The sequence below is a fragment of the Deinococcus aerophilus genome (assembly GCF_014647075.1).
Lineage (GTDB): Bacteria > Deinococcota > Deinococci > Deinococcales > Deinococcaceae > Deinococcus > Deinococcus aerophilus.
Genome location: NZ_BMOM01000005.1, coordinates 69,406 through 89,451, shown reverse-complemented (window position 1 = coordinate 89,451; position 20,046 = coordinate 69,406). Strand labels below are relative to the sequence as shown.

Genomic DNA, 20,046 nt, shown 5'->3' with positions numbered 1-20,046 from the left:
CCCATGTCTCAAGTGGCCCAGGCTTACGCGGTGGTGATCGGTCTCGAGGTTCACCTGCAACTGCGGACGCGCAGCAAGATTTTCAGCGACTGCCCCGCCGACTACCACGGCGCGGACCCCAACACCTTCACCGATCCGCTGACCCTGGGGTTGCCCGGCACGCTGCCGACCCTCAACCGCGAGGCCGTGGAACTGGGCATCATGTTCGGTCTGGGTCTGAACTGCGACGTGTCGGGCTTCACGCAGTTTCACCGGAAGAATTACTTTTACCCCGACGCGCCCAAGAACTTTCAGCTCTCGCAGTACGACCGCCCGATTGCGCGCGACGGGTACCTGGACATCGCCGGGCAGCGCGTGCGCATCAAGCGCGCGCACCTGGAAGACGACGCAGGCAAGCTGCTGCATCCGCAGTACGCGCCCCACAGCCTGCTGGACCTCAACCGGGCGGGAAGTCCGCTGATCGAGATGGTCACCGAGGCCGACATCACCGGAGCCGAGCAGGCCCGCGCCTTTCTGGAAACGGTGCAGGCCATCGCGCAGGCCCTCGGGGTGTCGGACGCCACTCCCGAGGAGGGCAAGATGCGCTGCGACGTGAACCTCAGTCTGCACAGACCGGGCGAGCCGTGGGGCACCAAAGTGGAGGTCAAGAACCTCAACTCGTTTCGCAGCGTCGCGCGCGCCATCGAGTACGAGACCGCCCGGCAGACGCGGGTGCTGGGCACAGGCGGGCGCATCACGCAGGACACGCTGGGCTGGGACGAGGGCGGTCAGAAGACCTTTCTGATGCGGACCAAGGAGGGTGAGGCCGACTACCGCTATTTCCCCGAGCCGGACCTGCCCCCGCTGGACATCACGCCCGAGTGGATCGCGCGGGTGCGTGCCCGCATGCCCGAGCTGCCTGCACAGAAGCGCGAGCGTTACCTCGCGGCGGGCGTGCGCGAGAACGACGCCACCACCCTGAGCCTGAACGTGCCGCTGTCGCGTTTCTACGATGAAGCCCTGGCCAGCGCCCCCGCTCCGGACGCCCAGAAACTTGCCAACTGGCTGCTCACCGACGTGGCGGGCGCACTGGCCGCCGCCGAGCAGAACATCGCCGGGACCGCACTGCAGCCCGCCCATCTCGCGACCCTGGTGCGCCTGATCGACGCCGGGACCATCAGCGGCAAGATCGCCAAGGACCTGTTGCCCGAGGTGATGGCGGGGCAGGACCCGGTCAGTCTGGTCGAGCAGCGGGGCCTGAGCGTGGTGACCGACACGGCCGCCATTGACGCGGCCATTGACGCCGCGATGCAGGCCGACCCCGCCACCGTGGACAAGGTACGCGCCGGCAACGCCAAGGCCATGAACGCGCTGTTCGGCCCGGTGATGCGGGCGATGGGCGGCCAGGCCCAGCCCGAGGTCGTGCGCCAGCGCCTGACGCACAAGCTGGGGTTGTGAAGCTGCCGCTGACCCGCCTGCGGCCGCTGGCGCTGGGATTTCTGTGGGCCGAGGTGGTGGTGCTGCTGGGCAGCGTGGCCTTTGTGCTGTGGCAGAGCAGTTTTGATGCCCAGGGCTGGTTCAACGCCGTGGATTTCCTGCTCGCGGCGCTGGTGCTGGCGTGGTGGACCCAGGTCTTCACGCGCCTGAGTGCGGCGCAGGCCACCGCGCCGGACCACGGCAGCCTGCGCGCTCTGGCGCTGGCCTTTCCGTGGCTGACCTCGCTGCGCGCCGCCCTGTGGGGCCTGACCCTGCTGGGCCTGCTGACGGGCATGGCCCCGGAGGCCAATCCGGTCGCCGTCACTGCCCTGATGACCGTGTGGGGCGCGGCCATCGGGGCGAGCAATGCCGTCAACGGATCGCTGGTCCGTCTGGCACCCGAACCGGGCAACCCGGCGGCCCGCAAGCGCCTGATGGACTGGTTGAACGTCTCGGCCGCGCTGGCGCTGGGAATGGCGGTGCTCAACGTGGTGCCCATCCGCGGATTTTCCGGCGACCCCACGCTGGGGGCGCAGCTGGTGTATGGCCTGGGCGGAGCGCTGGACGTGGTGGCCACCGTGCTCGCGTTGTGGGTGCTGGTGGCGCAGGGCGGCGGGGGCCGGGAGCGGGAACGGGGGACCGCCAGGGGCGCTTGACCGCCCCACCCTCCGCGCCGCGCTATGCTGCGCCCCGACCATGACTGAACGCAGACCCCCGGTGTCCGAACCCCCGGCCAGGCCCCTGGTGTCGCTGGGCGACCTGAACTGGGACGTGCTCGCCAAGCCCGATACCATGATGCTCGCCGGCGGCGACACGACCGGTCGCCTGGAACTCTCGGGCGGCGGCAGTGCGGCCAACCTCGCGGTGTGGGCGCGCCGCTGCGGGTTTCCCGCGACCTTCGTGGGCAAGATCGGCACCGACCGTTTCGGGGAACTGGCGACCGCCGAGCTGCAGGCCGAGGGCGTGCAGACCGAGCTGATCCTGAGCGCCGAACACCCCACCGGCGTGATCCTGGCCCTGATTGACCGCCGGGGCCAGCGGGCCATGCTCACCGGGCAGGGAGCCGACTGGGAACTGCTGCCCGGGGAACTGCCCCAGGCGGTGCTGCGCGCGGCGGGGCACCTGCACCTGACCGCCTGGAGTCTGTTCCGCGACCCTCCCCGGGTAGCGGCTCTGGCGGCGGCGCGGCTGTCCAAGTCCGCCCGCTCCGGTGAGGGCAACGCGACCCTGAGCCTGGACCCCGGCAGCTTTCAGATGATTCAGCAGATGGGGCGCGAGAATTTCCTGGAGATTGTGGACCATGTGCCCTTTGACGTGATCTTTCCCAACGACGATGAGGCCCGCGCCATGAGCGGCAACACCGACCCGCAAGACGCCCTGACGTGGCTGTGCGGGCGCTACCCCCACGCGCTGGTGGTGCTGAAGATGGACGCCGAGGGTGTGCTGATCGAGGGGCCGGGGCAGCCGCGCACCCACGTGGCCGCCACCCGCGACACCCTGACCGACGCCACCGGGGCCGGAGACGCCTTTGGCGGCGCGTTTCTGGCCGGCTGGCTGACCCACCGCGACGCAGTGCGGGCCGCACATCTGGCGGTGGAGGTGGGCGGCTGGGTGGTCTCCCGCTTCGGGGCCCGTCCGCCCGCCGATGCGGAGCTGGCCGGGCGGCTGGCACGCCACCCACTGCGTGCGCTGTCTGCCGGGGTCCGGTCGTGACCCGTATGCGGGGAGGGGGCCGGGCGCTGTGGATCAGAATCCTGCTGGGTGTGGTCGCCGCGCTGCTGCTCGCTGCGCTGGCCGCCTTTCTGTATGTCCGCAGCGTGACCGCTCCGGCGGGGGGCGGGCCGTACACCCTGGAGGTCAAACCCGGTGACACGCTGGGCGGGGTGGCCCGCGAGCTGCAGCAGCAGCAGATTGTCAAGAACGCCGATGTGCTGCGTTTCGTGATGCGGCAGAACGGCACGGCCGGCAGCCTCAAGGAGGGGCTGTACGACCTCAGCGGTGACCTCAGCGTGCAGCAGGTTGCCGAAAAACTGGCGGGACCGGCCCGCATTCCCCAGGTGAATGTCACGGTGCCCGAGGGCTGGCGGCTGCGTGACGTTCCGCCCATCTTCCAGAAGGCGGGCTTTGATGGCGCGGCCATCCTGGCAGCCCTGCAGGACCCCAGCCTCAGTGCCCACGCCGAGGGCAAGCAGAAGAATCTGGAGGGGTTTGTCTTTCCGGACACCTACAGCTTCCGCCCTGCCGAGACGCCGCGCAAGATCGTGCAGACCATGGTTGAGCGCATGAACCGGGAATTCACGCCCGAGCGGGTGGCGCAGGCCAAGGCGCTGGGCCTCTCGGTGCGCGACTGGGTCATTCTGGCGAGCATGGTGCAGGCCGAGGCTGCCAACGACCTGGAAATGCCCATCATCGCCGGGGTGTTCCTCAACCGCCTTGAGGACGGCATCGCGCTGGGCAGCGATCCCACGGTGGCCTACGGGCTGGGCAAGAACCTGCCCGAGCTGGACCGCTCGGCGGGCGACTTCACGAAAGACACGCCCTACAGCACCTACACCCGCATGGGCCTGCCCGCCGGTCCCATCAACAATCCCGGTGAGGCGGCCCTGAGCAGCGTGTTGAACGCCAACCGCAAGCTCGCCGATGGCCGCGACGCCCTGTATTTCCTGCACGCGCCGGGCGGCAAGATCTACGTCAACCACACCTACGCCGAGCACCTGCGCGACAACGCCCGCTACCGCTGAAGGCCCCCTGGGGACATGGCTCCCTCCCCGCCACCTTGAGCGTCACTTGACGCTCGGGCCGGAAGGCGGGGGGGCCGCCTACACTCTGCGGTATGTCCTCCCGCGAGTCTCTGGAGCGGCGCAATGGCCTGTGGCGGCGGCTGCGTGCGCTGGCTCCCGCCGAGCCCAGTTCCGGCGGGTCGGTGGCCCCTGGGCCGGACTTTGAGGCGGTGCTCGCCGAACTCTCGGCCATGACCGGCTGGGACCGCGGACGGGTGCTGCTGGGGCTGGGGCTGAGCGATCCTGAACCCCTCACCGGGACCGACCGGACATGAGCGGCCCGCCGATCGTCCCCTTCGACTGGGAACGCATCTGGCTGGGCGACGTGCCGCCACTGTTCCTGCTGGAAATCGTGTTCCGCACCGCCGTGATTTTCCTGTGGCTGCTGCTGCTGCTGCGCGTGACCGGTAAACGTGGGCTGGCGCAGCTCAGCGGGCTGGAACTCGCCATCGTGATCGCGCTGGGCTCGGCGGCGGGCGATCCGCTGTTCTACCCCGAGGTGCCGCTGCTGCACGCCATGCTGGCGCTGGCGCTGGTCGTGGGCTTTCAGCGGCTGCTGTCCCGGCTGGTCGTGAACTCCGAGCGGGTCGAGACCTTCATGCAGGGTCAACCGGTTGAACTTGTGCGCGACGGCGTGTTCAATTCACAGGCGCTGGAACGCGCCGATCTCAGCCGTGAGGACCTGTTCGAGCGCCTGCGGGCTGCGGGAGTGATGCAACTCGGTGAGGTTCGCCGCGCATATTTTGAGCAGGACGGCAACCTGACGGTGTTCAGCCACGACAAAAGTCCGCCGCCGGGCCTGCCGGTGGTACCGCCGTGGGACCTGGAAGAACCGGCCCGCCTGTCTCCTGACCTGCCCCACCACGGCTACGCGGCCTGCCTGGACTGCGGTCGGGTCGAGCGCCTGAATGGCCTGCCGGGGGCCTGCGCCTGCGGCGGTCACTCCGGCTGGACGGTCGCCATCACCGATCCCCTGGCCGATCCGACGGGCGGGGGCTTTGCGGCGGGCGAGGCCACGCCGGGGTAAGCGGGAGCGCTCAGCCCTCGGTGGACGCTCCGGGGCGGGTGGTCCATTCAGGTGCCGGCTGAATGGTCTCGGCGGGGGCCTTGCCGGGTTCCAGACCGGTGGTGGCCGCCGTTTGCAGCGGCGTGACCTGCATGCCCGGCGCGCACTCGATCTGACACGACAGCCGGGCCTGTCCCAGCAGTCCCTTCTCCGTGAGCTTGTCGTACTCGGCGAGGGTCATGGCGTCGGGCTCCCCCTCCTGAAAGCTCACCCGGCAGGTGGTGCAGCGGGCCACGCCGCCGCAGCGGTGCAGAATGTCCACTCCTCCGCGCTGCAAGGCCAGCACCAGCCGTTCCCCGGCCTGCGCCGTGAGCTCTCCGTATCCCTGAACCTGCACCGTGATGGACTGCGTCGTGGTCATGCCCCCAAGATGGCACAGGTCACGGTTCCAGCAGCCGCCAGGCGTTCACATCCAGCAGGCCGCGCGGCGTCAGTTTCAGGGCGGGAATCACGCTCAGGCCCAGAAAGCTCAGGGTGGTTACCGGATACGGCAGCGTGCAGCCCAGGGCGCGGGCCGCCGCCGTGACCGCGTTCAGGCAGGCGGCGGCCTGTTGCGGCGGCAGGTCCGACATCAGGCCCGCGTAGGGCAGCGGCAGGCTGGCGCGCACCTCGCCGTCGGCCACCACCACCGCGCCGCCGCCCATGGCCTGCAGGGCGTGTCCCGCCGCACGCACGTCGGCGTCGCTGCCCCCCAGAAAGGCCGCGTGGTGGGCGTCGTGCAGGATGCTCAGGCCCAGCGTGCCGCCGTGCATCCCGGTGCCGGAGGTCCAGCACGCGGCCCGCTCGGCACGCCCGAAGCGGTCGGCGACCACCAGCCGCGCGTCCCCGCTGCCCGGCGGCCCGGCCTCGGTCGTGATCTGGTCGGGGTGAACCTGCATCACCGGCCAGTGGGCCGGCGGCTCGAAGGTGGCCGCGTCCCAGTCTGGCCCCAGGTCCACGCGGCCGCCGGGCAGGGGAGGGGTGACCTCGCCGGGCCGGGCCTCTGCGCCGCCCACGAAGGTTTCCAGCACTCCAAAGTCCTGCAGGTTACGCAGCAGCACGAGATCGGCGTGGTACCCCGGCGCAACCAGCCCGGAGTCGTGCAGGCCCCAGTACTCTGCCGGGTTGCAGGTCACCAGGGCAAGCGCGTCTGCCGGGTGCAGGCCGCCCGCCACACACGTTCGCAGCAGCCGGTCCAGGTGTCCCAGCTCCAGCAGCTCGTCCACACTGACGTCGTCGCTGACGAGCATGGCGCGGCGTGGGCGCTCCAGCAAGACCGGCAGCAGGGCCTCGAGGTTGCGTGCCGCCGAACCCTCGCGCACCATCAGCCACAGGCCGGCGCGCAGGCGCTCACGGGCCTCTTCCGGGGTGGTCGCCTCGTGGTCCGAGTGCATACCGGCCGCCGCGTAGGCCATCAGGTCGCGGCCCGAGACCCCCGAGGCGTGGCCGTCCAGCCGCCTGCCCGCCGCCCGCCCCGCGTCCAGAATGCTCCATACCCCCGCGTCACCGCCGAGCACGCCGGGATAGTTCATGACCTCGGCCAGCCCCAGCACACCGGGCACGGCGAGCATGCGCGCCACCTCGGCGGCGTCCACCCGCGCGCCGCCCTCCTCGAACTCGCTGGCGGGCACGCACGACGGCGCCGAGGCCCACACCCGCAGGCCCGAGGTCCGGCCGGCCTCCAGCATCCAGCTCAGGCCGCCCGCCCCCAGCACGTTTACCACCTCGTGCGGCTCGGCCACCACCGCTGTCGTGCCGCGCGGCAGCACCGCCTGTGCGAACCCCGCGGGGGTCAGCAGGCTGGACTCAATGTGAATGTGCGCGTCCATGAAGCCGGGAGCGAGGTACGCTCCGCGCGCCTCGATCACCCGCGCCGCCTGTAGATTCATTCCTGCGCCGCCCAGCGCCGCCACCCGGCCCCCGGCCACCAGCACGTCTGCCCCGAACACCTCGCGCGTGCCAGGCTGAACCACCTGCGCGCCCCTGACCAGCAGGTCGCCGGGTTCCTCGCCCCGCGCTGCCCGCACCACCCGCCGCCGATCCTGAACCGAAACCATGCGGCAGTGTACGGGGCCGCCGGGCTCACTCGCCCTTGAAGGCCCGCAGCAGCGTGCCGCGCTCGGCCAGGGCCCGCTGAAACAGGGCCTGCTGCTGGGTCTGCTGAAAAGCGCGCGCGTCGTTCAGGAGGCGGTCCGGCGCGGCGCTGGGGCCGGGCTTGTGGGGCTTGGGCATGGGTGCCAGGGTGCCGAAGCGGCGGGCGCGGAACATGCCGGGGTGTTCTTCGAACACCACCGTCACTCCGTCGGGCAGGGCGGCGAGGTGACGGGCAAAAACCTGCTCCTGGGCAAGTTCGGCGTGCTTTGCACCGCTGCCCAGCTCGGTCAGCAGGCGGTCAATCAGGGCAAAAATCTGCGCGGCGTAGGCCTCGACCTCGGCATGGGCCGTCAGCTCGCCGCGGTGGATCACCCGGTTGCGGAACTCGGTGCCCAGCGCCCGTGGGGTCAGGAACTCCGGCTCGCGGCCCTCGCGCAGCAGGTAAGCCAGCGCGAACATGCCCAGTTGCCGTTCAGACTGGCTGGCCACATGCCGCCAGGTGCCGTCCAGCGCCGCCGTCGCCGTTTCAAAATCCGCCGCCGAGTTCGAGGCCCGTTCCAGCACGCAGGCCCGCACGTAGAACTCGAAGAAGCGTTCCAGCGCCGCTGCAAAACTCGCCACCGCCTCGCGGGCGTACCCGTCCATCAGGGCGCGGGTTCCCAGGTCGAACAGCACCTCAAACTTCTGTTTGCGGATCAGCAGGCAGTAGCGTGTTCCGCACTGCGCGCAGGTCAGGTCATGCACGCTCCGGTCGGTGTACTCGGCCCGGTTGGTGTGGGCGCAGACGGGGCAGACGCTGGGGAAGTCCATGCTGGGGGTGAGTCTAGGCGTTCAGGAGCCGGGATTCATGGCAATTCTTTTCCCTGCGGCGCGATCACGTAACTCAGGCCCCCGCTGTGCGACAGCCACAACCGCTCGAAGGCGGCGCGGGGGTAGGTGCGGCGTACCGTGTCGTTGCTGGGCGCGGCCGGGTCGTTCAGGACCGGGTTGCCGGCCTTATCAAAGCCGATGAGCACCATCAGGTGGCCGCTGCTGGTGGGGATGGCCGCGCCGGGCAGTTCACCCTTCTTCCATCCCAGGCTGACGGCCAGCGGCAGGCCCGCGCCCGTAAAGCGCTCGGCCGCCGCGAGGTTGGGCAGCCGGGTCACGAAGGCCCGCAGGCCCAATGCCCCGGCGTAGGCGGTGTTGAAGGGCCAGTTGCCGGTGCCGTCGTAGGCCCGGTCGTAGGTGCCGGCCGCCGCCTGCGGCACCGTGACGTTCACGCCGTACGCCGCCAGAATCATCGAGACACTCGTGGGGCTGCACCACACCTCGCCGCCGTCCGGGTAGATCATCTGCGAGCGCCCCGGAACGTTATTGATCTTGCCCCAGGCTGTTCGGTCGCTGGCGCCGCCCAGCCCGGCACTCTGGCGCGAGCGCTCGGAGGTGCTCAGGGCGAGCAGCCGAACGGTGGTGCCCTCGCCGCGCAGGGTCACGCGGTACTGGTAGGCGCTGGCTTTCTTGCTCAGGCGCAGAGTGTCGGTCAGCACCTGCCCCGCCGCGTCCTTCTGGCCGTTGACACTGCTGCGGCCTTCGGCGCCGCTCCAGGTGCCGAACGAGTACCAGCGCGTCCACTGCCCGCTGCTCTGTGCCCGCACCTCCACGGTCACGCTGCCTGCGCCCGGCGTGAGGGCGTTCCACGACGGCACGAGTTCATCAAAGGCGGGCACGCTCAGGGGGGCCGAGGTCAGGGTTCCGCTCGCCACTCCGGGGGCCAGCGTGAGCGCCTCGCCGCGAAGCTGCGTGCCGCTGTGGGCAGCGCTGGCCCAGTCGGCGGCCCGCTCGTGCAGGAGGGTCGTGCTGTGGGGATAGGTCATGGTAAGCGCCTCCGCGCCGCCGCACAGGCCCGGGGCCAGCAGGCCCAGGCCCAGGATGAGAGAAAGTGGACTGCGCATGAATACGCCGACTATGCCGCCCCGGGGAACAGCGGTGGTGAGGACCCGCGCGCCCGTGCCCGGCCCCGCCTAGCCCTGCATGTACAGGAAGGCCTCGGGCAGCGCTTCACGCCACGTGATCCAGTTGTGTCCGCTGGGGTACTCGCGGTACTGGTGGGGCAGGCCCAGGTCGGCGAACAGGCCCGCCATGCGCCGGTTGGGACCAGCGAGCCATTCCAGCACGCCGGTGTCCAGGCTGGTCCGGAGGTGGGTGGGGGGCTGGCGCTCCAGTTCCCCGCGCAGCCATTCCCCGGCACGGGTGGTGTCGATCACACCGCCGGCGTCGCGTGCGCCGGGACGGGCAATGAAGGCCCCGCTGTGGCTGACCACCCGGGAAAACAGGTCCGGGTGCCGGCTGCCCAGGTACAGCGAGATCAGGCCGCCCAGGCTCGCGCCCCACAGCCCGCGCGTGGAGGGGGGAACGAGTTCGTTCTCCACCCGGGGAAACACTTCCGTGGTCAGGAAGTCCAGGTAGCGGTCGTTGAGGTAATACTCCTCGCTGCGGTTGCCGGGTTCCACGAACACCAGCGCCGCGCCCGCAGCCAGCCCGCGTTCTACCGCGCGGTCCATCACCTCGCCCAGCTTGCCGGTGCGGTAAAACGCCACGCCGTCCTGCACGTAGTAGATGGGCAGCGGGGTGCCGGGCACGTACCCGTGCGGGGTGTACACGATGGCGCGGCGTTTGCCGCCGAACACCGTGCCGTCCCAGGTCAGGCGCTGGGAATGGCCCCGGCGGCCAGCATCGGGACCGTGCCACAGCGGGTGGCGGGCGTACGCTCCCACCTCCGCAGCGCGCGGATACGGCCACCACGGATTCAGCGACTTGCGTTCGTTGTCCGGGTCGGCGAAGGCCTCACCCGCCGCGTCCACAAAGGCATATTCCACCCACGCACCGCGCGGCAGCGTCAGGGTCAGCGGGACTCCGGGCTGCACCGGCAGCGGCTCCTGCTTGCGCCAGTCGGTGAAATCCCCGATCAGGCCCACCGCGCCCGCCGGGGGAAGAAAGGTGACGTGCTGTCCATCCACGGAAACGGCCATGCGGGCGATTCTACGTGTGGGAACAGGCACGCGACGTCCGGAAAGCCCGTGGCGCCCTCAGGTCACCGTGCGGTTCAGCGGGCCTCTGGATTCAAGCCGCAGGCACAGGGCCCCGGCCTCCCGCGCCATTCTGCTGTTCAGGTCCGCTGCTTTTCCTTCAGGGCGCCGTGCTGCTGCAGGTACTCGGCGATCTGCACGGCGTTCAGGGCTGCGCCCTTGAGCAGCTGATCCCCGGCCACGAACAGATCGATGCCGCCGTCAAAGACCAGCGACTCACGGATGCGCCCGACCTCCACGTCGTACTTGCCGCTGGCCGTCAGGGGCATGGGGTACACCTTGCCGTCCGGATCGTCGCGGACCTCGACTCCGGCCGAGCGCGCCAGCAGTTCGCGAACGGCCTGCGGGGTGGCGGGCCGTTCCAGCTCCAGCGTGATGGCCTCGCTGTGGGTGCGCAGCGTGGGAATCCGCACGGCGGTGCAGCTGATTTTGAGGGCCTCGTCCCCGATGATCTTGCGCGTCTCCCAGACCACCTTCATTTCTTCCTTGGTGTATCCGTTGTCCTGGAAGGCGTCGATGTGCGGAATGACGTTGAAGGGAATGGGGTGGGCAAAGACCTCGTGGGACGCCTGCTTGCCGTGCAGCACCATGTGGGTCTGCTCCAGCAGCTCGTCCATGCCCTTCTGGCCCGCCCCGCTGGTGGCCTGGTACGTGGAGACGATCATGCGTTTCACGCCGTACTCGCGGTGGATGGGGGCGACCGCCAGCACTGCAACGGCCGTGGTGCAGTTGGGATTGGCGATGATTCCATGGTGCTTCAGCGCGGCGGCGCCGTTGACCTCCGGCACCACCAGCGGCACCTGCGGGTCGTAGCGGAAGGCGCTGGAGTTGTCGATCACCACCGACCCGCCCGCCACCCACGCCGGGGCCTTGGCCAGACTGATTGCGCCTCCCGCCGAGGCCAGGATCACGTCGGCGTCAATGGCTCCCTCGGGCGTGGCCTGGACGGTCAGTTCCTGGCCTTTAAAAGTCAGGGTGCTGCCGGCCGAACGCGGCGAGGCATACAGCAGCAGTTCATCAAACTTCAGGCTGCTGCGTTCCAGCACGGCCAGCAACTCGTGTCCAACGGCTCCGGTGGCTCCCACAATCGCTACGCGCATAAGGTTCTCCTTCTGGTATTCAAAAAGGGCCGCCACGCGGTCTGCGGGCGGCCAGCGACAGGCTGAGGCCGCTCCTACGGGGTCGTCGGTGCGGCGCAGCTCATGGCCGCAGGGTAGAGGTTGCCCCCCGCAGGGTCAAGCGGGCTGCCTATCCTGGCCGGGGTTCAGGAACTACCGCTTCTTGCGTAAAAAACCCAGCCAGCCGGCCCGTTCCGGGTGGGGGCCGGGCGCAAAGTCCTCGAGCTTGATCTCGGCCTCGGGGTGCGGCGCAGCCTCCCAGCCCAGCGGCGTGGCGATCAACCCGCCGAAGCGTCCGGCGGCGTACAGGGCGTGGGCATGTTCCTGTTCCTGGCTGACGGCGCGCGGGTCGGCGAGGCCCTGCAACATGGCCTGCAGGCTGTCGTCATCACAGGCCCAGCAGCCCTGTGAAAAGGTGGCTTCCTTGCCGTAAATACGAATCCTGACGGGCATCTGTGGTCTCCGGCGGTGTCTCCGCGCACGGTGGTGCCGCGCGGATGGGGGGTTGGGTTGTGTGACCCGACCAGTTTAGCGCACGGTGCGCCCCCCAGCCCACCTTCCGCTCAGCGGACCTTCTCGCCCAGCCGCGACTCCTTGCCGGCGGTCAAGCGCCCGATGTTGGCGCGGTGCTGCCAGATGAGCAGCGCGATGAGAAACAGGATCGCGCCGGCCATCCACGCGGGGCGTTCCAGCGACAGCACCACCACGCCGGCCGTCAGCGCCCCCAGGATGCTGCCCGCGCTGACATAACGGGTCAGCCACATGCACGCGACGCCTATGACAAAGGCGCCGGCGCCCGCCACCGGGTCCAGCGCAGCGATGGTGCCGAAGCTCGTCGCCACGCCCTTGCCTCCACGCCACCCCAGAAAGGGGCTGAAGTTATGGCCGATCACGGCGGCCACCCCGCACAGGCCCACCCACTCGGGCGGCAGGTTCAGCGAACGCGCCAGCCACACGGCCAGCGCCCCCTTGAGGATGTCGAAGACGGCCACGATCAGTGCTGGCCCCTTGCCCAGGGAGCGCAGCACATTGGTCGCGCCGCTGTTGCCGCTGCCCACCTTGCGGATGTCCACCCCACGCCCGCGTGCCAGCCACGCCGCTGCCGGAATGGAACCCAGCAGATAGGAGGCGAGCAACACCAGCACGGCAAGAAAGGTCACGACATCAATTGTAACGCCCACGTTTCGCCCACCGGGCCACCCGGCGGGGGCAACGGCGCCGCCGGGGTTTGATTTTCGCCTCTTCACCCGTTAGTCTGCTGTGCGCCCTGTGGGGTGTACGCAACGAGTTGGAACGGTGTCCGAGTGGTTGAAGGAGCACGCCTGGAAAGCGTGTATAGGTGCAAGCTTATCGAGGGTTCGAATCCCTCCCGTTCCGCCAGAACAACAAGAGCGTCGTACATGGGAAAGGTCCATGGCGGCGCTTCTTTCGTATGCCTGTTTGAAGACCGTCGGTGCGCCGTTGCGTGGGATGTGTCTGGACACCGTCCGTGGACATGCTGGCAGCGGGCGTAGGCTGGCACACCGTGAGTCATCCTTATCCCGGCCTGGAACCCCTGATTCCTGCAGACGCCCGGCTGGAGCATCTGGCCAGCGGAACGGCCTGGGGCGAGGGGCCGGTCTGCCTGGACGATGGAGCGGTGCTGTGGAGCGATATTCCCGGCAACCGCGTGCTGCGCTGGCACCCGGGGGAAACGACGGCGCAGCGGCCCTTCCGTGTGGCACTGCACCCCGCGCACTTTCACAACGGCCACACCCGCGACAGCCACGGCCGGCTGTATGCCTGCTCGCACGGTGAGCGGGCGGTGCTGCGCTCGGATGACGGGGGGCATACCTGGGTTGCCATCGCCACGCACCATGCGGGGCGGCGTCTGAACAGCCCCAACGACGTGATCGTGGCGCGGGACGGGGGCGTGTGGTTCTCGGACCCGCCCTACGGGCTGATCCAGCCGCTGGAGGGTTACGGCGGTCAACAGGAACAGGAGGCGTGCCGGGTGTACCGCGTGGACCCCGGCACCGGGGCGGTGGAGGCCCGCGTTACCGATCTGCGCTGGCCCAACGGACTGGCCTTCAGTCCGGACGAGACCGTCCTGTATGTCACCGACACCAGCCGGACCCATGACCCGGCGGGCCGTCACCACATCCACGCCTACCCGGTGTCCGGGTCTGAGGTGGGCGAGGGCCACGTATTCGCGCAGGTCAGCCCCGGTATGCCCGACGGAATCCGGACCGACGAGCACGGCAACCTGTGGAGCAGCAGCGGCAACGGCGTGCAGGTCTATGCACCGGATGGCCGCCGGCTGGGCGTGGTGCCGGTGCCCGAGGCCATCGGCAACCTCACCTTCAGCCATCTGGAACCGTACCTGTACATCGCGGCCAGCAGCAGTCTGTACCGTCTGCCGGTATCTGTGCGTGGGGCGCGGTTCTGATATTCCGGCCCCCGCCGGCATGAACCGATGACACAACATCGCTTAGGACGCCCTCACCCACAGCGCACGGTGAGAGGCGCACACTGACAGGTATGCTGGATAACATTCTGAACAGCGTCCGCCGCGGAGCGGAGCGGGTGCAGCGCCGGGGAGAGGAGGTGGCGCACGTCACGCGGCTGCGGCTGGAGGTCTTTCAGCTGGGCCGCGAACTGGACGGTCTGTTTGCGCGGCTGGGCCGTGCCTACCACTCGGGCGCCGAGGCCGGTGTGCTGGAGGGCGTTCAGCAGGACATTCGCCGGGTCGAGGAGGAGATCAGCGCCCGCGAGCGCCTGATCAGCGAACTGGGCGACGATCCGCACGAGGCCGGCGACGTGACGGTGTACGCGCCCGGTGACCCGGCGGCCCAGGCCGCAGGCAACCGCCCCAACTTTACTCCCCATCCCCCCCAGGAGCCGAACATGACCCGACCGGACAAAGAACAGCTGGAGCAGCAGCGCGGCCAGATCAACCTGAACCAGACCGACCGCAGCCACCACGACGCGTCGCAGGGCGATTACACCTCGCCGGACCCCACCGTGCAGCACTCCGACGAACTGCTGGAACCGGGCGACAAGACCGCCGGCGTGGCCAGGGAGGCCGAGCGCGACAAGGCCTTCCGGCACGCGAACTCCCTGGATGAGGCCAAGCGCGCCAGCGAGAACCCTGATCCGCTGGACATGTAATCAGACACAGGCGAGGAGGCCGGGAGTAATAGATGTTCCCGGCCCCCTCTTGTTTTCAGCGGCTCAGCCGTTTTCGCGGACAAACTGCGGAGCGCGTTTTTCCTTGAAGGCGCTGACGCCCTCGCGGTGTTCCCAGTGGTCGCCCGCAAGCTGCTGCAGGGCAGCTTCCTGGTCCAGCGCGTCATCCAGCGTGGAGGTCAGCGCAGCGTTCAGGGCCTGCTTGGTCAGCTTCAGCGCATTGGCCGGGCGTGCGGCCAAGCGCTCGGCGTAGGCCTGGACCTCATCGGCAAAGGTCCCGTCGGGGTAAACGTGCTCGCACAGTCCCAGCCGCAGGGCCTCTGCGGCGTCCACCCGCTCGGCCAGGGCCATGAGCTCAAAGGCGCGGTGGTAGCCCACCAGCCGGGGCAGCAGCCAGGTGCTTCCCGAATCGGGGACCAGCGCGATGTTGGAAAAGATCTCGATCAGGCGGGCCGACTGGGCCCACAGCCGGATGTCGCCGGCCAGCGCCAGCGAGGCCCCCGCTCCCGCGGCCACGCCGTTGACCGCGCTGATCACCGGTTTGTTCAGGCCGCGCAGCGTGCGGATCAGCGGGTTGTAGGTGTGGTTGAGGTGCTCGGTAAAGGTCATGTTTCGCCCCGAGACGTCGCCGAGATCCTGTCCGGCACAGAAACCCCGGCCCGCACCTGTGATGACCACCACGCGCACGGTGTCGTCTGCCTCCGCTGCCTGCAGCGCGGTCGTCAGCGAGAGGAGCAACTCGTCGTTGGCGGCGTTCAGTTTGTCCGGGCGGTTGAGGGTCAGGGTACGGACGCCCGCGCGGGTGCCGTGCAGAATCACGCTGTCTTGGCTCATGGTCCCAGCGTAGCGCGGTCCGTCCGCTACACTCGCCCGCGTGAACAGTGAGGCCGCCTCCGCCCCCGCGTCCGTGCCCGTCATCCTGGCTCTGGACGTCAGCAAGTCACGCATTGGCTTCGCCGTCAACGCCGGTTCCCTGGCGTTCGGGCGGGGCAGTGTGGACCGCCGGCGGCTGCCGCTGGACCTCAAGGCCGTGCGGCTCAAGGTCGCCGAAACCGGCGCGGAACTGCTGCTGCTCGGGCTGCCGCTGCGCACCGACGGCGCCCACAGTCCCGCCGCCGACCGGATGCGGGCTTTCGGCAAGATTCTGAGAGATCAGGGCTACACCGTGGCATATCAGGACGAACGCTTCACGACCCGCCGCGCCCGTGATCTGGGAGCCTCCGACGAGGACGAGGCGGCGGCGGTGCAGATTCTGGAACTGTACTTGATGGGAAAAAGTTAACATACGCTGGTTAATTTCTGTGATTTTTCACATTTTAGTCTGGCAACAGAATTTTTGGGCTGGGCTGTGAGGGCAGTTTGGAGTCCCAAATGGGCATTCCTGACCAAAGTGCGAAATTTCACTTAACCGATAAAGTGGCCCCACAACGGTGTTGTTCTGTATCCCCCAAGTGGGGGAGGGTTGACGGGATTTTTGAGAAATCTGATGAAAAGTGCACAGCACTCGAGATGAGAGAAGTGCCGTCTGGGCCGCGAAATCTATTTGACACCCCCCAGGGCCATCCATATACTCGCTTTAGAGCTCACATCTTGGCCTAATGTGTGACCGTCGCACATTAAGAGACTCAGTCTGGAACAAATTCCGGACGAGGTCCTGATGCTTTGTTGGTTTGCGATGGCGGTGTTTATCTGAGGGACAGTGAAGCTCTGAACCAAAGGAGAAAGTATGAACAGGAATCTGGCTCTGCTGACTTTGACCGGTGTGCTCACGCTCGCAGCTTGTGGTACTTCTACACCCGCCGGTGGCAACACCAACACGGGAGGCAACACTGGGGGCACCAATACGGGGGGCAACACTGGGGGCACGCCGACACCGGCGCCGTCCCCAGTCTCTATGGCGGTCCTGACGGTTGGCCTCGAGGGGGTTGCCCAGGCGCCTCTGACCATCAAGGACGCCAGCGGCGCGGTGATGGCCGGCTACAACGGGGCCATGGTCTCCAACAACAAGGCCATCGAACTGCCACGGGGGCGTTACACCGTGCTGGGCGGTATTGTGGCCGGCAACCGCGCTCCTGCGGCGATCAACGCGGACCTGCGCAGCGGCAATGCCAGCGTCAAGGTGATCTACGCGGCCGTCACTGCGGAAGAAACTGCAGTCCTGACCATTGATCTCCAAGGCGTTTCCGAGGCTCCAATCACCATCAAGGACATGAACGGAGCCGTGGTGGCCGGTTACAACGGCACGCTGACCAAAGATAACGACACGGTGAAATTGCCGCGCGGTCAGTACACCGTGATTGCCGGAGCCGTGCCCGGATTCAAGAGCGAGTCCTCCTCAGTCACGGTGGACCTCGGCAATGGAGACGGCACCGCCAAGATCACTTTTACGGCGGTGCCCGTGGTCACCAAGCGCAGCGATGCTTACTACCTGGACGCACAGGGCAACCGGCAATACTTCGAGGGTCCGGTCGATGCCAGCAAGTTCCGCTTCAGCGCGTGGCTCGACGGCAAGAAGCCCAACGGCATTGACGGCAGCAAGGTCGGTATGGTCGGGGACGCAGGCATGGTGTCCGAGGCCGAACGAACCGAGTACGCCCCCCTGGACCACCAGAACATCGTTGGCGCGTACATGCAGTACAACGACAATGGAACCTGGCGCCCTGTGGTGAATGCCGAAGTCGACATGACCATCATTCCCGAAGCCCAGCAGAGCTTCCCGCTGATCCGCTTCAGCGCGGCCGACGACCAGAACCGGAACTCGCCGCCGATGAGTGCCCAGAACATCACCACGAACGGTTTTGATTCCAAGAGCTGGACCAATGCGGACGCGGCAAACGAGCCCAATCCCATTACCTATCCCCAAAGCGCCCAGTACCCTTACTACAACGCGACGGGTGTGGATAACCCGTTGGTGCCCGGCTACACCTGGGCGGCCCTGTTCCATGATCCGGTGGCGAAGGGATTCTTCGAGAGCGGAACGCGCGACTCCCTGTTTACGCGCGTTCGCGTGATCGGCTATGTGAATGGCCAGGAAATCGAGAAGTATTTCCTGAACAAGTACTTTGTGCCCAGCGCCAAGGTCAGTGTCAAGAAGGATCTAATCCTGGTCGACCGCGTGACCAAGCAATTCATCCGGGTGCTGCCGGACGACGGCAGCGTCAAGTATCTTCCCGGCACCGAGGCCGCCCTGCGCATTACGGTCACCAACAGTGGTGAGGCCGAAGCGCGCAACATCCAGATGCAAGAAGCGTTCCAGAGCGGCAGCCGTCAGGGCTACAGCCTGGGCATGACGCCCCAGGAACGCGCCCGTCTGGCCGCCAGCGGCAACAACGTTCGCCTGAACGGCTCGCTGGATCTGAATGCCGACGCCATCTTCGCCGACGAGGAGTTCAACGCGACGCTGGACCTTGAGGCGGGCGAGACCGAGTCCTTCACGTTCTTTGCCACCGGCACCAGCAACGGCCTGTACTGCGACACAGCCACCATTACGAGCTACATCAACAATCCCGACAACGTTACCGGCGTGGGTCGCCTGGATCCGGTGGGCGTTCCCGCCACCGATCAGGCCTGCTTCACCGTGTTCGGCCAACCCAACGTCAATATCCTCAAGGAAGTCGTTGAAGCCAACGACAACGATGAGGACAGCAGCAACGGCACCACGGTCAACGGTGGGCAGAACGTCCGCATCCGCATCACGGTCAGCAATGACGGCACGCAGACCGCGAGCAACATCAAGGTCACCGACCGCCTGCTTGATCCTGCACAGGCGCCCTACTACCGCATCGTCGGCCTCGGCCCAGCCGCGCCCGGCATGACCGGCCTGGCCCGCGCCGACGGCGACGACGGCCTGGACTTCAGCATCCCCACCCTGGGTGCGGGCCAGCAGGTGGTCTACGAATACACCGCCAGCGGCGATTACCGCGGCGTGGACACCGACAACGACGGCACCCCCAACCCAGATCAGTACTGTGACGTCGCCAGCTTCACCGCCGATCCCATCACCGGCGCGGACGGCACCCAGACCGCCCTCAACGGTTCCTCGCAGGCCTGCTTCACGGTCTCGATGGCCCAGCTCAACATCACCAAGCTCAACGATCCCAGACAGGTGGTGAGCGGCAGCACCTACACGAGCACCATCACCGTCCGGAACGTGGGTTCGGCCAACGCCCTCAACGTGCGCGTGAAGGACCTGATCGGCCGCAACACTGCGGGTTCCCGGGTCGAATACCTCAATGGCCGCTACATCATCCGTACCGACGAGAACCTGCCGTTTACCGGAGAGCGCGGCGTCGACACCATCACGGGCGCCGACGGAGACAGCAACCCCAACAATAATGTCGACAGCGTCGTTACGCGCGGCATGAACGGGGAACTCGGGGTCACCATCCCGGCCGGCGGCTTCCTGACCCTGAACATCGTCAGCCGCATTCCCCTGGCCTCCACCGTCGGCGAGTACTGCAACGTCGCTTCCTTCGAGGCCTTTGAAGGCAACCTGGTCAACACCATCCGTGAGGCGCGGGCCTGCGTCAGCATCCTGCCCGTGTCGGCCATTCAAACCGAGTTCTTCGACGACAGTGACAACCTCAGTGCCGGGGACAGCACCAATTTCACGTCCGTCGCTTATAACGAGGCCACCAGCACCGAGGCGCTCAAGAACCACACCTTCAGCTTCAATGTGGGATCCACTGACAACGCCGCAGGATCCGAGGGCCTGTTCGACGTCTCCAACATCGTCGTCTACTACGACACAGATGCCGATACCGATACGCGCGGCGGGGTAATTTTTAACCCCCTCACCGACACGACCGGCACAACCAGCGTAGTCAGCCCCAGCCTGTACACCATCGAATACCCGGACGGCAACATGCGCGGCTCTTTCGCCATCAAGGTAAACAGTGCGTTCGCCCTGCAGCCGGATCAGGCCGTCTTCGTCACCTTCACCGGAGGTACCCGGACCGATATGCCCGTGGCTGAGTACTTCAGCAGCTACAAGTGGAACTCGGTGGGTGCGATCAGCAAGGAAGCCAAAGGCCCTGCCACTGTCATCGAAAGCACCAAGATTTCCCGCATCGCCAACGCGACCCCCTAAACTTGCCAACGGGCCACAAGGCTCCCTTCGGGGAGCCTTGTTTTTGTGCGGGGTGGTTATGTAGACCTGGCAGGCGGCGCCCGTACCTATGGGCCGATGCGGTGGGTTGTAGTCACGTGTCTGAGCAAATGTTGGGTAGGGTCTGAAGTTGTAGCTGTGACATGAAGGGACACATACTGAGCAGTCACGCCAGAGCAGTATGAGAAGAAAAACTGCTTTTAATGATCCC

Annotated in this window: 19 protein-coding genes and 1 tRNA gene; 11 read left to right on the top strand and 9 right to left on the bottom strand. The window is 67.5% G+C overall.

What is annotated here, in order from left to right:
• The first annotated feature begins 3 nt into the window (after positions 1 to 3).
• The 6 genes from gatB (at position 4) to IEY21_RS04830 (ending at position 5,262) form a co-directional block, all read left to right on the top strand.
• A complete protein-coding gene (gatB, locus tag IEY21_RS04855; RefSeq protein WP_188901940.1) occupies positions 4 to 1,437 on the top strand; it encodes an Asp-tRNA(Asn)/Glu-tRNA(Gln) amidotransferase subunit GatB in 1,434 nt (477 codons plus the stop codon).
• Complete coding sequence (locus tag IEY21_RS04850; protein ID WP_229752890.1) at positions 1,434 to 2,111, top strand: hypothetical protein; 678 nt, start codon at positions 1,434 to 1,436, stop codon at positions 2,109 to 2,111. The genes gatB and IEY21_RS04850 overlap by 4 nt, the downstream gene beginning before the upstream one ends.
• A 40-nt stretch (positions 2,112 to 2,151) precedes the next feature.
• The gene (locus IEY21_RS04845; protein ID WP_188901938.1) at positions 2,152 to 3,168 is read left to right on the top strand and encodes a carbohydrate kinase family protein; all 1,017 of its coding nucleotides are present in this window, start codon (positions 2,152 to 2,154) and stop codon (positions 3,166 to 3,168) included.
• A 5-nt stretch (positions 3,169 to 3,173) separates the two neighbouring features.
• Positions 3,174 to 4,196: an endolytic transglycosylase MltG gene (mltG, locus tag IEY21_RS04840; RefSeq protein WP_188902087.1), complete on the top strand. Its 1,023-nt coding sequence runs from the start codon at positions 3,174 to 3,176 to the stop codon at positions 4,194 to 4,196.
• Positions 4,197 to 4,288: 92 nt separating this feature from the next.
• Positions 4,289 to 4,510, top strand: a complete 222-nt coding sequence (locus IEY21_RS04835) for a hypothetical protein (protein WP_188901936.1) — start codon at positions 4,289 to 4,291, stop codon at positions 4,508 to 4,510.
• Positions 4,507 to 5,262, top strand: a complete 756-nt coding sequence (locus IEY21_RS04830) for a DUF421 domain-containing protein (protein WP_188901934.1) — start codon at positions 4,507 to 4,509, stop codon at positions 5,260 to 5,262. The genes IEY21_RS04835 and IEY21_RS04830 overlap by 4 nt, the downstream gene beginning before the upstream one ends.
• A gap of 10 nt (positions 5,263 to 5,272) precedes the next feature.
• On the opposite strand, the gene IEY21_RS04825 is transcribed toward IEY21_RS04830, so the two are convergent.
• The 8 genes from IEY21_RS04825 to plsY form a co-directional block, all read right to left on the bottom strand.
• On the bottom strand, positions 5,273 to 5,662 hold the full coding sequence (locus IEY21_RS04825) for a 2Fe-2S iron-sulfur cluster-binding protein (RefSeq protein ID WP_188901932.1): 390 nt from the start codon (positions 5,660 to 5,662) through the stop codon (positions 5,273 to 5,275).
• 19 nt (positions 5,663 to 5,681) lie between these two features.
• Positions 5,682 to 7,337, bottom strand: coding sequence for an adenine deaminase (locus IEY21_RS04820; RefSeq protein WP_188901930.1), 1,656 nt, complete (start codon positions 7,335 to 7,337; stop codon positions 5,682 to 5,684).
• Positions 7,338 to 7,362: 25 nt separating this feature from the next.
• On the bottom strand, positions 7,363 to 8,184 hold the full coding sequence (locus tag IEY21_RS04815) for a hypothetical protein (protein ID WP_188901928.1): 822 nt from the start codon (positions 8,182 to 8,184) through the stop codon (positions 7,363 to 7,365).
• 35 nt (positions 8,185 to 8,219) lie between these two features.
• Complete coding sequence (locus IEY21_RS04810; protein ID WP_188901926.1) at positions 8,220 to 9,308, bottom strand: C39 family peptidase; 1,089 nt, start codon at positions 9,306 to 9,308, stop codon at positions 8,220 to 8,222.
• A gap of 69 nt (positions 9,309 to 9,377) precedes the next feature.
• Entirely contained in the window at positions 9,378 to 10,385 is a 1,008-nt protein-coding gene (locus IEY21_RS04805) for an alpha/beta hydrolase (protein ID WP_188901924.1), read from the bottom strand.
• Between the two features lie 137 nt (positions 10,386 to 10,522).
• Positions 10,523 to 11,542 carry an aspartate-semialdehyde dehydrogenase gene (locus IEY21_RS04800; protein WP_188901922.1) on the bottom strand — a complete coding sequence of 340 codons (1,020 nt, stop codon included), beginning with the start codon at positions 11,540 to 11,542 and terminating at the stop codon, positions 10,523 to 10,525.
• 171 nt (positions 11,543 to 11,713) lie between these two features.
• A complete protein-coding gene (locus IEY21_RS04795; protein ID WP_188901920.1) occupies positions 11,714 to 12,013 on the bottom strand; it encodes a hypothetical protein in 300 nt (99 codons plus the stop codon).
• Positions 12,014 to 12,123: 110 nt separating this feature from the next.
• Positions 12,124 to 12,720 (bottom strand): glycerol-3-phosphate 1-O-acyltransferase PlsY, encoded by a 597-nt coding sequence (plsY, locus tag IEY21_RS04790; protein WP_188901919.1) that lies wholly within the window; start codon positions 12,718 to 12,720, stop codon positions 12,124 to 12,126.
• Positions 12,721 to 12,850: 130 nt separating this feature from the next.
• Here plsY and IEY21_RS04785 point away from each other — a divergent pair.
• From IEY21_RS04785 to IEY21_RS04775, 3 genes are all read left to right on the top strand, one after another.
• Positions 12,851 to 12,940, top strand: a tRNA-Ser gene (locus tag IEY21_RS04785).
• A 145-nt stretch (positions 12,941 to 13,085) separates the two neighbouring features.
• Complete coding sequence (locus IEY21_RS04780) at positions 13,086 to 13,988, top strand: SMP-30/gluconolactonase/LRE family protein (protein WP_188901917.1); 903 nt, start codon at positions 13,086 to 13,088, stop codon at positions 13,986 to 13,988.
• Positions 13,989 to 14,080: 92 nt separating this feature from the next.
• Positions 14,081 to 14,710, top strand: a complete 630-nt coding sequence (locus IEY21_RS04775; RefSeq protein ID WP_188901915.1) for a hypothetical protein — start codon at positions 14,081 to 14,083, stop codon at positions 14,708 to 14,710.
• 63 nt (positions 14,711 to 14,773) lie between these two features.
• Here the strand turns inward: IEY21_RS04775 and IEY21_RS04770 are convergent, their stop codons facing one another.
• Positions 14,774 to 15,562, bottom strand: a complete 789-nt coding sequence (locus IEY21_RS04770) for an enoyl-CoA hydratase-related protein (RefSeq protein ID WP_188901913.1) — start codon at positions 15,560 to 15,562, stop codon at positions 14,774 to 14,776.
• A gap of 40 nt (positions 15,563 to 15,602) precedes the next feature.
• On the opposite strand from IEY21_RS04770, the gene ruvX reads away from it, so the two are divergent.
• Together ruvX and IEY21_RS04760 are read left to right on the top strand one after the other, a co-directional pair.
• The gene (gene ruvX / locus IEY21_RS04765; protein WP_188901911.1) at positions 15,603 to 16,010 is read left to right on the top strand and encodes a Holliday junction resolvase RuvX; all 408 of its coding nucleotides are present in this window, start codon (positions 15,603 to 15,605) and stop codon (positions 16,008 to 16,010) included.
• 612 nt (positions 16,011 to 16,622) lie between these two features.
• Positions 16,623 to 19,817: a COG1361 family protein gene (locus IEY21_RS04760; protein WP_188901909.1), complete on the top strand. Its 3,195-nt coding sequence runs from the start codon at positions 16,623 to 16,625 to the stop codon at positions 19,815 to 19,817.
• Positions 19,818 to 20,046 lie beyond the last annotated feature (229 nt).